An 11,775-nucleotide genomic window follows, 5' to 3' on the forward strand; every position below is an offset into this window, starting at 1 on the left:
CGTCCCAGGCGCGGAGGGCGCCCCTGCGCGTCGCCGGCAGCGGCCGGACCTCGTCGAATACCGTCCAGGACGGCGCTCCGGCGGCCGCGTCCGCGGCCAGCCCGGCCAGGGTGGCGAGAGCGTGGAAGGCCGCGTTGCGCTCCCGTGGCGCGAGCCGCACCGGCAGGCCGGCGGGCCAGGTCGGCGGGGCCCGGCCGCTCCCGTCCAGCCGGCGGATGGCCCGCCGGGAGGGCGACCAGCAGCGCGTCCTCCCACAGCGGCACGAACTCCAGCCCGGGCAGCCGCTCCTCACCGCGGATCAGTGCGGCGTCCAGCGCCCCCGAGCGGACTGCGTCCAGCCGCTTACTGACCATGGAGGTTGGTGACGGGGTTCACGGCGCGGTGATCTCGAAATGAGTGAGGACCTTCTGGCGCGGTGTGGATTGCGACATCTGCACCTACAGCCAGGAAGGCCCTCATGCCACACCGCAACGCACCGCTGACCGAGACCGGACGCCTGCGTCCGGCCCGCTGTGTGGTCGAGGACGGCTGGCCGCTGCGGCGCGCCGCCGAGCGCTTCCAGGTCTCACCCACCACGGCCAAGCGCTGGGCCGACCGCTACCGCGCGCTCGGCGAGGCCGGCATGAGTGGCCGCTCCAGCCGGCCCCACCGCAGCCCGCGACGCCCGCACCCGCGGACCGAGCGGCGGATCATCAAGGTCCGCGTCCTGCGCCGCTGGGGCCGGCCCGCATCGCCTACCTGCTGCGGCTCAACCCGGTCACCGTGCACCGGGCCCTGGTCCGCTACCGACTCGCCCGCCCGGCCCATCTGGACCGCGCCACCGGCCGCCCGGTGCGGTGCTACGAACGCGCCGTACCGGGCGAGTTGGTCCACGTCGACATCAAGAAGCTCGGCAACATCCTTCCACGTCCTGGGCGGGACCATGGCGTTCCTGCTGGACGGCGAGCTCACCCGGGTCGGCCGGGGCGGTCTGGCCGTCGTCGCGCCCGGCTCCGTCTACGCCATCGGCGCCGCCCCGGACGGCCCGGCCGAGTTCTTCGCCCTGCTCACAAGGGCGTCGTCCGCTCCGACTACTTCCGCCGGTTGGGCCGGATCGCCCGCGGCGAGGCGGACCGGACCACCATGGACGGCCTGCACGACGCCCACGACGTGCACGTCCACGGCGAAGCCGCCTGGCCCCGAGCCGGCCCGGGTCCCCGGCGCCCGGGGCGCCGAGCCGCCCAGGGCGCGGTGCTCAGCGCTCAGCCGAGGGCGCGGACGGCGTCGAGCACGTCCAGGGCCAGGCCGGGGTCGGCGGCATCGGGCTGGCTGACGGAGATCCGGTCGGCCAGGCCGGCCCAGCGGCCGTGGATCGCGCGGGCGACGTCCTCGACCGGACCGGCGACCGCGAAGGTGTCGAACACCTGGTCGTCGTCGACCAGCGCGGCCATCTCCGTCCACCGCCCGCGCAGCGACAGCCGGTGCAGCTCCTCGTGGAGGTCCTCCCAGCCGTGGTGGGCGAGGACCGGCCGGTAGGCGGGGGTGGAGGCGTAGAACGCGAGGCGTTCGCACAGCGCGGCCCGGTTGGCGCGCAGCTGCTCCTCGGTGCGCCCGGTGGCGGTCAGCACCTGGCCGACGACCTCGAACGGCCGGCCGGTCCAGGCGGCGCCCTCGGCCTCGGCCCGGGCCCGCTCCTCGGCGAGGGCGGGCAGCACCTGCCCGGTCAGGTAGCCGACGGACGTGAAGGGGTGGCTGAGGAAGCCGTCCGCGACCGCCCCGGCCGTCCGGACCATCAGCGGCCCGACGCCGGCCAGCAGGATCCGCGGCACGCCGGCCGGGACCGGGTCGGGGGCGAAGACCGGCGTCATGACGGTGTGGGTGTAGAAGTCGCCGCGGAAGCGCAGCCGCTCCCCGGTCTGCCAGCTGTGCCAGATCGCCCGCACCGCGTGCACGTACTCGCGCATCCGGGCGGCGGGCTGGCCCCAGGGCATGCCGAAGCGCTTCTCGATGTGCGGCTTGACCTGCGAGCCGAGGCCGATGACGGCCCGTCCGCCGGAGGCCGCGTGCAGGCCCCACGCCTGGTAGGCGAGCGTCATCGGCGTCCGGGCGAAGGCGACCGCGACGCCGGTGGCCAGCTCGATGCCGCTGGTCCGGTCGGCGGCCCGGGCCAGTTGGAGGAACGGGTCGTAGGCGGTCTCGGGGACCATCAGCCGGTCCATGCCCCGCCGTTCGGCCTGCTCGGCGGCGTCCAGGATGCCGCCCGGATCCCCGGAGACGGTGGCGTCGAGGCGCGGGGCGGCGGCCGGCGGACGGTTCATGGGGCGGGCTCCTGGTCGGGATCGGGGGCGCGTACGACCGACAGCCTCCCACGCCGCGTCCGTCTCCCCCGGATGCACCCGGCGGTGAGGGCCGCCTGCCGACCCGCCCCCGAGGCGCCGGCGGGCCGCAACCCGGCAAGGACCGAACCCGGCCGGGACCGAACCCGGCCGGGACCGAACCCGGCCGGGACCGAACCCGGCCGGGACCGAACCCGGCCGGGACCGAACCCGGCCGGGGCGGGCGGTGGCCCGCCGGCATGAGCGCGTACGGAGTCGGCCCGCCGGTACGTCCCCGGTGAGGCGCCGACCGGGCCTGCACGGTAGGGGCGGGTGTCCCGGGATGGCCGGTTCAGCGGCCGGGCCGACCGGGCGGCCGCGCGGGGGCGGCCACCGCGGTCTGAGTGGCGATCAGGGCGGCCTGGACGCGCCGTTCCACGCCGAGTTTGGCCAGCAGGCGGGAGATGTGGTTCTTGACCGTCTTCTCGGCGAGGTAGAGCCGCTGGCCGATCTGGCGGTTGGTGAGCCCCTCGCCGACCAGGGCGAGGACCTCCCGCTCGCGTTCGGTGAGCTGGGGCAGGCCGGAGCTCTGTTCGGCGACGGCGTCGCCGCGCAGGCGGGCCATCAACCGGGTGGTGGCGCCGGGGTCGAGCATCGACTGGCCGGAGGCGACGGTGCGGACGGCGGAGACGAGGTCGGTGCCGCTGATCTGCTTGAGGACGTAGCCGGCGGCCCCCGCCATGATGGCGTCCAGGAGCGCCTCCTCGTCGTCGAACGAGGTGAGGATCAGGCAGGCCAGGCCGGGCATGCGGGAGCGCAGTTCGCGGCAGACCGTCACGCCGTCGCCGTCCGGCAGCCGCATGTCCAGCACCGCGACGTCGGGGCGCAGCGCGGGGACCCGGGCGAGCGCTTGCTCGACCGTCCCGGCCTCGCCGATCACCCGGAGGCCCGGTTCGGCGTCCAGCAGGTCGTGGACGCCACGGCGCACCACCTCGTGGTCGTCCAGGAGGAACACCTTCACCGGGCTCTGCGCCCCGGCCGCCGGACTGTCCGTCATCACCGCTCCAACCCCGTGGGCCCGCCCCGTCGGCAGGCCCTGTGAACCTCCGTGCAGTCTGACGTGACCGGGGCCCGGGGCGATAGGGCCGTGAGGCCCTGTTCCGGCCGGGGAGCGGGGGCGGTCGGCGGACCGCATCGGGCAACCGGGCGGTCGGACGGCGGCCCGCTCGACCCCCGGGGGTTCAGCACGGCGTGTCGGGGCGGCTCTGCTGGTCGTCGCGCGAGGCGCGGCCGCTCCAGACCGGCTCCAGCCGGGCCCAGGACCGCGTCCACGCGTGATCGGCGCGACGGTCGAGGACGCTCAGCCTCGCGCCCAGCCCGGCGGAGGCGAGAACGGCGAGCACGCCGAAGAGGAACACGTTCGGGCACACGGAGTCGCCGATGAGGTCGGCGGTGCTCCGCGGCGCGGCGGCCGGGCGACCGTCCTGGTCGACCCAGATCCCGACGGCGGCGCCGGGTCCGGTGTTCCGGGGGACGTCGACGCTTCCGGTGTTGCGCTGATCACCGGGGAAGGTCCAGGCCGCGTCGGCGCGGTGCACGGCCCTCCCGCCGGCGACGCTGGCCTCCGCCTTCCGGACGGAGCCCTGCACCACGGCCTCGACGCGGTGCAGCCGCGCGGCGGTGGCCGCGGCCTGCCGCTGGCCGGCGGCTAGCTGGGTCACGGCGGCGGCTGCCCCGAGGAGTGCCGCGAGCGCGATCCCGAGGACGGTGAACACGACCGCCCGGCTCCGGGCTCGGTCGAGGGTGCGGCAGAGCGGATTGCGCTCCCGGCCGAGAGCCCGGCGCAGGTGGCCGCACCGCCGGGAGGGTGGGCTCCCGGACCGGACCGGACGGTGGTGGTCGGACATGGCGGGTACTCCTTGTCGCTGCTCGGGCGGGCGGTGCTCACGGGTGGGGGACCACGGTGACCGGAGCGGCGCAGTGGTGCAGCACGGCGTGGGCCACCGGACCCAGGCGGGCTCCCAGGTGGTGACGGCGCTCCCGCCTGCCGACGACGACCAGGTCGGCACGGGCGGAGGCGTCCAGCAGGGCCACCGCACCACCGCCGAGGCGGAGGTCGTCGACGATGTCGACGCCCGGGTGCTTCTCCTTCAGGGCGGTGAGGGCCGGGGACACCAGGGCCGCCTCGGTGGCCTCCTGCACCCTCAGGTCCGCCTGAGGAGGCATCAGGCCGCCGTACGCCCAGGCGGGCAGCAGGCTCCACCCGTGGACGACGCGCAGCCGGCAGCCGCGCAGCCCGGCCTCGGCGACGGCGAATTCGAGGACGGCGTCGCCGGGTTCCCGGGCGTCGAGACCGACCACCACTTCCCGGGTCGCCCCGGCGGCCGCGGGCCGCTCGACGGGTGCCTGTCCGGTGCGCACCAGTACCGTCGGGACGGGCGCGCGGGCCGCGACCGCGAGCCCCACCGAGCCGACCAGGAGGCCGGCGAACCCGCCGAGTCCGCGGGACCCGAGCACCAGGAGTTCCTGTCCGCGCGAGGCGGCGACCAGCCCGTCGACGGGATCGTCCGAGATCACGCCGGCCTCCACCCGCACACCCGGCTGGTCGCGCCGGATCCGGTCGGCCATCTCGTGGAGCGCGTCCAGCGCCCTCGGTCGCAGGTCGCCGGGGCGCGGAGCGTCCTCCTCGCCGGCCCGGAGCCAGGGCCAGGCGTGCACCAGGCGGAGCTCGCGGCCCCGGCGGCGAGCCTCAGCGGCCGCCCACAGGGCCGCGGCCTCGCTCTGCGGCGAACCGTCGATTCCGGTGATAACAGAGCGCGTCATGTGTGCTTCTCCCTCGTGAGGTCACGGATCCGGGCCCGGACGAACCGGTGGCCGGAGCAGGGTGGTGGACCTCACGCCGCCGTGGGGTCCACCACCGGTGGGCGGCCGGTCAGTCGTGCGGGACGACCGTGACCGGGGCGTGGGCGTGGTGCAGGACGGCGTGGGCGACCGGGCCGAGCCGCATCCCGACGTGGTGCGGGCGGCGCCGCCGGCCGATCACCACGACGGCGGCGCCGGAGGAGACCTCCACCAGTGCGGAGGAACCGGTGCCGGTCCGGCTGTCCTCGACCACCTCGACGTCCGGGAACTTCTCCCGCCAACCGGTCAGCGCCTCGCCGAGCAGTTCGCCCTCGATCGCGCGGAACTGCTCCGCCTCGGCCAGCGGGGGCACCCAGCCGGGGTAGCCCCAGACCGGCGGCGGCTCCCAGCCGTGGACGGCGCGCAGGACGGCCCCACGTCGGGCGGCCTCGCGGAACGCGAACTCGACGACCTCCGGGGAGGGGGAACGGGTGTCGACGCCGACGACCACCTCGGGCCGGCCGGGGCCGCCGGGCCGCTCGGACTCCCCGGCGCGGACGAAGACGGCGGGCACCTCGCACCGGCCGGCGACGGCGAGACCGACCGATCCGACCAGCAGGCCGGTGAAGCCCCCGAGCCCCCGCGAACCGAGGACCAGCAGTGCCGCGTCGGAGGCGGCCCCGGTCAGCGCCTCGATCGGCTCCGCGCCCCCGATCAGCTCCGTCCGGATCTCCAGACCGGGGTACGCGTCCAGGACCGCCCGCTCGGCGTCCGAGAGCAGACGGACGGTCAGTGCGCGGACGTCGGCGGGCCGGCCCGGGTCGGCGTGGACGTCGTCCAGCCAGGTCCGGGCATGGACCAGGCGCAGGGTGAGGCCGCGTCGGACGGCCTCGGCGGCGGCCCAGCGCGCCGCGGCCGTGCTCTCGGCCGAGCCGTCCACGCCGGCCAGGACGTACGTGTTCATGGGGATGCTCCGGTTCTCGTGCGGGTCAGGGGCGTACGGGCGGGGGCGACCGGTGTCACCGGTCGGCGGGCTCCGCCAGCCTCCGCCCTCCGCAGGCCGTGGGCCCAGGGCCGCGCGGTCCCGGTGGGCAGGGTCACTGGTCCCGGCCTGACGGCTCGGCGGTGCCCCGGTCGACCCTGGCCGCGGCGGTGTCCGGATCGTGACGATGGGTGAGGCCCCCGGGCGCTGAGCGCCGTGCCCGACGACCCCCGAGGAGACCCCAGCATGCCCGCCACCTCACCGCCGACGCCGGTGCCCGCCGGCCTGTCCGACCGGGAACTCCAGGAGCTGGACGCGCACTGGCGGGCCGCCGACTACCTGGCGGCCGGCCAGATCTACCTGATGGCCAACCCGCTGCTGCGCGAGCCGCTGCGCCCCGAGCACATCAAGCCCCGCCTGCTCGGCCACTGGGGCACCTCACCCGGCCTCAACCTGGTGCACACCCACCTCAACCGGGTCGTCAAACTCCGGGACCTCTCGGCGATCTGCGTCTGGGGCCCGGGACACGGCGGACCCGCCGTCCTCGCCAACTCCTGGCTGGAGGGCAGCTACACCGAGACCTACCCCGGTGTCACCCGGGACGCCGAGGGCATGGCGAAGCTGTTCAAGCAGTTCTCCTTCCCCGGCGGCGTACCCAGCCACGTCGCACCCGAGACCCCCGGCTCGATCCACGAGGGCGGCGAACTCGGCTACGCGCTGTCCCACGCCTACGGCGCGGCCCTGGACAACCCCGGCCTGCTGGTGGCCTGCGTGATCGGCGACGGCGAGGCCGAGACCGGTCCGCTCGCCGCCTCCTGGCACGGCAACAAGTTCCTCGACCCCGTGCACGACGGCGCCGTCCTGCCGATCCTGCACCTGAACGGCTACAAGATCGCCAACCCGACCGTCCTCGCCCGCCTGCCCGAGGACGAGCTCGACGCCCTGCTGCGCGGGTACGGACACGAACCCCTCCACGTGTCGGGGCACGACCCGTCGCAGGTCCACCGGGCCATGGCGGCCGCCCTGGACACCGCCGTGGAGCGGATCACCGCCATCCAGCGGGCCGCGAGGGAGGGCGGCGCCACCGGGCGCCCCGCCTGGCCGGCGATCGTGCTGCGCACCCCCAAGGGCTGGACCGGCCCGGCCCAGGTGGACGGTCTCCCCGTCGAAGGCACCTGGCGCGCCCACCAGGTACCGCTGGACCGGGTCCGCGACGACCCCACCCACCTCGCCCAACTGGAGGCCTGGCTGCGCTCCTACCGGCCCGAGGAGCTGTTCGACGAGCACGGGCGGCCCACCTCGGCCGTGCTGGCCTGCGTGCCCGAAGGCCGCCGCAGGCTCGGTGCCAACCCGCACGCCAACGGCGGGCTCCTGCTGCGCGAGCTGCCGCTGCCGCCGCTGGAGCGGTTCGCCGTCACCGTCGACAAGCCCGGAACGAGCCTGCACGAGCCCACCCGGGTCCTCGGCCAGCTCCTCGCACAGGTGATGGCGGACACCGCGGCGCGCCGGGACTTCCGCCTGGTCGGCCCCGACGAGACCGCCTCCAACCGGCTCCAGGACGTCTACGCCGCCACCGGCAAGGCCTGGCAGGCCGCCACCCTGCCCGTCGACGAACACCTCGCCCACGACGGCAGGGTGATGGAGATCCTCTCCGAACACACCTGCCAGGGCTGGCTGGAGGGCTACCTGCTCACCGGGCGCCACGGCCTCTTCTCCTGCTACGAGGCCTTCGTCCACATCGTCGACTCGATGGTCAACCAGCACATCAAGTGGCTGCGCACCACCCGGCGGATCCCCTGGCGCGCCCCGATCGCCTCGCTCAACTACCTGCTCACCTCCCACGTCTGGCGCCAGGACCACAACGGCTTCTCGCACCAGGACCCGGGCTTCGTCGACCACGTCCTCAACAAGAGCCCCGAGGCCGTGCGGGTCTACCTCCCGCCGGACACCAACACGCTGCTCGCCGTCGCCGACCACGTCTTGCGCAGCCGCGACCACGTCAACGTCGTGGTGGCCGGCAAGCAACCGTGCTTCGACTGGCTCGGCCTGGACGAGGCCCGCGTCCACTGCGCCCGGGGCGCCGGGATCTGGGAGTGGGCCGGAACCGACGACGGCTCCCGCGAACCGGACGTCGTCCTCGCGTGCGCGGGTGACGTGCCCACCCAGGAGGTGATCGCCGCGGCGGGCCTGCTCCGCCGCCAGCTGCCGGACCTGGCGGTCCGGGTGGTCAACGTGGTCGACCTGGCCCGGCTCATGCCGGCCGAGGAGCACCCGCACGGCATGCCGGACGCCGAGTTCGACGCCCTGTTCACCCGCGACAGGCCGGTGGTCTTCGCCTACCACGGCTACCCGTGGCTGATCCACCGCCTGGCCTACCGCCGGGCCGTCCACCCGCACCTGCACGTGCGCGGGTACAAGGAGTCCGGCACCACCACCACGCCCTTCGACATGGTGGTCCGCAACGACCTCGACCGCTACCGCCTGGTCATGGACGTCATCGACCGCACCCCCGGCCTCGCCGTACGGGCGGCCGCCGTCCGCCAGCGGATGGCCGATCAGCGTGCCCGGCACCACGACTGGATCCGTGCACACGGCACCGACCTCCCCGAGGTCGAGGACTGGACCTGGACCGGCTGACCCGGGACCAGGAACGACCGAACCAGGAAGAGGGATTCACCATGGACCTGCCCGTGGTCGTCGGGGTCGACGGCTCCGAAGCCGGCCTGGCCGCCGTGGACTGGGCCGCACGCGAGGCGCTGCTGCGCGGACGCCCGCTGCGCGTGCTGCACGCCCTGCCCTTGATGCCGCACCTGCTCCCCAGCTGGAGCACGGGCGCCCGCTCCGGCGAGGACGTGCTGCACGAAGCCCGGCACGTCCTCGCCGTGCGCCACCCGCACGTGGAGTCGCGCACCGAGGAGGTCCACGACGCCGTCACCTCGGCCCTGGTCGCCGCGAGCGAGGACGCCGAACTGCTGGTGATCGGAGCGCGGGGGAGCGGCGGGTTCCGGGAGCTGCGCGTCGGTTCCACCGCGCTGCACGTCGCCGCCCGGGCCGGGTGCCCGACGGTCCTGCTCCCGGTGGACGGACCGGGCCCGGAGCCGCGGGAGGAGGTGATCGTCGGGGTGGACGCCCGCCGTCCCGCCGAAGCGGCACTCGACTTCGCCTTCGCCGCGGCCGAGCGGTACGGCCTCGCGCTGCGGGCCGTGCACGCCGGCGCCGTGCCGCCGGCGGAGCGCTCCGGCCAGGCGTGGCGCGGCGAGACCGCCCTGCTCACCCGGGCGCTCCTCCCGTGGAGGGCGGCCCGTCGCGGTGTGGAGGTCGTCGAGGACACCGAGTACGCGGTGCCGGGCCGCGTGCTGACCGAGGCCTCCGCGAAGGCCCGGCTGCTGGTGCTCGGCCGCCGGTCCGCCGGCCGGGCGGGCGCCCTGGGACCGGTCGTCCACGCCGTCCTCCACCACGCCGGCTGCCCCGTCGCGGTCGTGCCGGAGGGTTGAACCGACGGCCCCCGTGCCGCGTCCGTCCCCCCGGACGGATGGTGGCAGAGTGGCCCTGACCCGATGTCCGAACCAAGGGAGTTTTCATGGCCAAGGGGCTCTTCGCGACCCTGCACACCACCCGGGGCCCGATCCGGCTGGAGCTGTTCCAGTTCCACGCGCCGAAGACGGTGCGGAACTTCGTCGAGCTCGCCGAAGGGACCCGCGAGTACACCGACCCCCGGACCGGAGAGCCCGGCAGCGGCCCGTACTACGACGGCACGGTCTTCCACCGCGTGATCGCCGGCTTCATGATCCAGGGCGGCGACCCCACCGCCACCGGCGCCGGCGGCCCGGGCTACACCTTCGCGGACGAGTTCCACCCGGAGCTCTTCTTCACCAAGCCCTACCTGCTCGCCATGGCCAACGCCGGCCCGGGCACCAACGGCTCGCAGTTCTTCATCACCGTCGGCACCCCGACCCACCTGAACCGCCGGCACACGATCTTCGGCCAGGTCGCCGACGCCGCCTCGAAGGCCGTGGTCGACGCCATCGCCACCGCGCCGACCGAGGACGAACGGCCGGTCGAGGACGTCGTGATCACCAAGGTCGAGATCGAGCGCGGCTGACCTCGCGGTCCGCGCCGGCGGCCGTACCGGTTGCGTCGGTGCCGGCCGCTGCCGCCGCTGCCGGCTGCGCCCGCCGCGGGCGCAGCCGGTGCCGCGGTTCCCCCGGCCCACCACGGCCGGGGGAGGACCGCTCATCGGAGGCCGGATCGCCCTCCGGGTGACCTCCGGGGGCCGTCGGGCGTGGGGCGGGGGGTGGACGGCCGGGCCGTCGCATAGTCGCAGTGTTCGGCCCCGCCCTCCGATCATGAGACGAGACGATCATGCGTCTTCCCCGCCGACCGGCCATCGCGCTGGCCGTCACGCTGCTCCTCGGCCCGGCGGCCTGCGGCACCCCGGACCCGCCGCTGCCACCGGAGGACCGGACCCCCAGGAGCGCCGCGTCCCCCACGGCCGCCGCGTCCCCGACCGGGCCGCGGGCGTTCACCCTGGTCGCCACCGGCGACGTGCTGCCGCACACCGAGATCATCCAGCAGGCCAAGGAGGACGCCGGCGGGGACGGGTACGACTTCACCAGGATGTTCGCCGGCGTCAAACCGCTGATCAGCGGCGCGGACCTCGCCATCTGCCACATGGAGACCGTCTACGGCGCCGACGGCGGCCCGTACACCGGCTACCCGGCCTTCAAGTCGCCGCCTCAGGTCGCCCGGGCCCTCAAGGACGCCGGCTACACCTCCTGCGACACCGCCTCCAACCACACCCTCGACGACGGTCCGGCCGGCATCCGGCGCACCCTCGACGCCATGGACGCCGTGGGCCTCGCACACACCGGCTCCGCCCGCGACGCGGCCGAGGCCGGCCGGCCCGCGCTCCTCCGGGCCGGCGGCGCCACCGTCGCACAGCTCGCCTACACCTACGGCACCAACGGCATCCCGCTGCCGAAGGACCAGCCCTGGGCCGTGAACCTCATCGACCGGGACCGCATCCTCGCCGACGCCCGCGCCGCCCGGCAGAGCGGCGCGGACCTCGTGGTGGTCAGCATCCACTGGGGCACCGAGTGGCAGGACGCCCCGAACGAGCAGCAGCTCACGCTCGCCCGCGAACTGGCTGCCGGGCGGGGCGCCGGTCCCGGCGGTGGTTCCGGCGCCGGGCAGGGAGACGGGCAGGGAGACGGGCAGGGCGGCGGTCGCTCCGACATCGACCTGATCCTCGGCACCCACGCCCACATCCCGCAGGCGTACGAGAAGATCAACGACACCTGGACGGTCTACGGCCTCGGCGACCAGCTCGCCGGACACATGTTCACCCACGACGGCGCGGAGGACCCGCGCGGCAACTGGAGCTCGATCGCCCGGTTCGCCTTCGCCCCGCCGACCGGACCGGGGCAGCGCTGGACGGTCCAGAAGGCCGAGTTCGTCCCGCAGGTGACGGACCTCGGCCCGCCCTACCGGGTCCTCGACCTGCGGGAAGCCGTCCGCCGCGATCCCGGCCGGGCGGACTACGCCCGGGCGCTGGAGCACATCCGCTCGGCGGTGCTCAGCCGGGGCGCCGCAGCGGCGGGGCTGACCATGGCGCCCTGAAGAATCTTGGCGCGGGCCCGAACCGCCCGGCCCTCCCGT

10 protein-coding genes and 1 pseudogene are annotated in these 11,775 nt (G+C 75.4%); 5 read left to right on the plus strand and 6 right to left on the minus strand.

Annotated elements, in window-relative coordinates; translation table 11 throughout:
- Positions 1 to 353 (minus strand): LysR substrate-binding domain-containing protein (locus tag ACFVHB_RS17210; protein ID WP_380322097.1); only part of this gene is annotated, 353 nt, incomplete at its 3' end.
- Between the two features lie 104 nt (positions 354 to 457).
- Between ACFVHB_RS17210 and ACFVHB_RS17215 the strand changes: the two are divergent.
- Positions 458 to 901: pseudogene (locus tag ACFVHB_RS17215) on the plus strand (leucine zipper domain-containing protein); the annotation flags it as partial.
- A gap of 340 nt (positions 902 to 1,241) precedes the next feature.
- Here ACFVHB_RS17215 and ACFVHB_RS17220 read toward each other — a convergent pair.
- From ACFVHB_RS17220 to ACFVHB_RS17240, 5 genes are all read right to left on the minus strand, one after another.
- On the minus strand, positions 1,242 to 2,297 hold the full coding sequence (locus ACFVHB_RS17220; protein ID WP_380322013.1) for a TIGR03617 family F420-dependent LLM class oxidoreductase: 1,056 nt from the start codon (positions 2,295 to 2,297) through the stop codon (positions 1,242 to 1,244).
- Positions 2,298 to 2,646: 349 nt separating this feature from the next.
- Positions 2,647 to 3,351, minus strand: coding sequence for a response regulator (locus ACFVHB_RS17225; protein WP_380322016.1), 705 nt, complete (start codon positions 3,349 to 3,351; stop codon positions 2,647 to 2,649).
- A 184-nt stretch (positions 3,352 to 3,535) separates the two neighbouring features.
- Entirely contained in the window at positions 3,536 to 4,201 is a 666-nt protein-coding gene (locus tag ACFVHB_RS17230; RefSeq protein WP_380322019.1) for a hypothetical protein, read from the minus strand.
- 37 nt (positions 4,202 to 4,238) lie between these two features.
- Positions 4,239 to 5,117, minus strand: coding sequence for a universal stress protein (locus ACFVHB_RS17235; RefSeq protein ID WP_380322022.1), 879 nt, complete (start codon positions 5,115 to 5,117; stop codon positions 4,239 to 4,241).
- Between the two features lie 109 nt (positions 5,118 to 5,226).
- Positions 5,227 to 6,099, minus strand: coding sequence for a universal stress protein (locus ACFVHB_RS17240; RefSeq protein ID WP_380322025.1), 873 nt, complete (start codon positions 6,097 to 6,099; stop codon positions 5,227 to 5,229).
- A gap of 264 nt (positions 6,100 to 6,363) precedes the next feature.
- Between ACFVHB_RS17240 and ACFVHB_RS17245 the strand changes: the two genes are divergently transcribed.
- The 4 genes from ACFVHB_RS17245 (at position 6,364) to ACFVHB_RS17260 (ending at position 11,736) form a co-directional block, all read left to right on the plus strand.
- Complete coding sequence (locus ACFVHB_RS17245; RefSeq protein WP_380322028.1) at positions 6,364 to 8,754, plus strand: phosphoketolase; 2,391 nt, start codon at positions 6,364 to 6,366, stop codon at positions 8,752 to 8,754.
- Positions 8,755 to 8,795: 41 nt separating this feature from the next.
- The gene (locus ACFVHB_RS17250) at positions 8,796 to 9,611 is read left to right on the plus strand and encodes a universal stress protein (RefSeq protein WP_380322031.1); all 816 of its coding nucleotides are present in this window, start codon (positions 8,796 to 8,798) and stop codon (positions 9,609 to 9,611) included.
- Positions 9,612 to 9,697: 86 nt separating this feature from the next.
- Entirely contained in the window at positions 9,698 to 10,219 is a 522-nt protein-coding gene (locus tag ACFVHB_RS17255) for a peptidylprolyl isomerase (RefSeq protein ID WP_380322034.1), read from the plus strand.
- Positions 10,220 to 10,479: 260 nt separating this feature from the next.
- Positions 10,480 to 11,736: a CapA family protein gene (locus ACFVHB_RS17260; RefSeq protein WP_380322037.1), complete on the plus strand. Its 1,257-nt coding sequence runs from the start codon at positions 10,480 to 10,482 to the stop codon at positions 11,734 to 11,736.
- The last annotated feature ends 39 nt before the right edge of the window (positions 11,737 to 11,775 follow it).

Origin of the sequence: Kitasatospora sp. NPDC127111 (genome assembly GCF_042677465.1) — a bacterium.
In the GTDB taxonomy this organism is placed as follows: domain Bacteria; phylum Actinomycetota; class Actinomycetes; order Streptomycetales; family Streptomycetaceae; genus Kitasatospora.

Coding starts and splice junctions, on each gene's coding strand:
- ACFVHB_RS17220 (WP_380322013.1), bottom strand. CDS start 2,297: ATGAACCGTCCGCCGGCCGCCGCCCCGCGCCTCGACGCCACCGTCTCC.
- ACFVHB_RS17225 (WP_380322016.1), bottom strand. CDS start 3,351: ATGACGGACAGTCCGGCGGCCGGGGCGCAGAGCCCGGTGAAGGTGTTC.
- ACFVHB_RS17230 (WP_380322019.1), bottom strand. CDS start 4,201: ATGTCCGACCACCACCGTCCGGTCCGGTCCGGGAGCCCACCCTCCCGG.
- ACFVHB_RS17235 (WP_380322022.1), bottom strand. CDS start 5,117: ATGACGCGCTCTGTTATCACCGGAATCGACGGTTCGCCGCAGAGCGAG.
- ACFVHB_RS17240 (WP_380322025.1), bottom strand. CDS start 6,099: ATGAACACGTACGTCCTGGCCGGCGTGGACGGCTCGGCCGAGAGCACG.
- ACFVHB_RS17245 (WP_380322028.1), top strand. CDS start 6,364: ATGCCCGCCACCTCACCGCCGACGCCGGTGCCCGCCGGCCTGTCCGAC.
- ACFVHB_RS17250 (WP_380322031.1), top strand. CDS start 8,796: ATGGACCTGCCCGTGGTCGTCGGGGTCGACGGCTCCGAAGCCGGCCTG.
- ACFVHB_RS17255 (WP_380322034.1), top strand. CDS start 9,698: ATGGCCAAGGGGCTCTTCGCGACCCTGCACACCACCCGGGGCCCGATC.
- ACFVHB_RS17260 (WP_380322037.1), top strand. CDS start 10,480: ATGCGTCTTCCCCGCCGACCGGCCATCGCGCTGGCCGTCACGCTGCTC.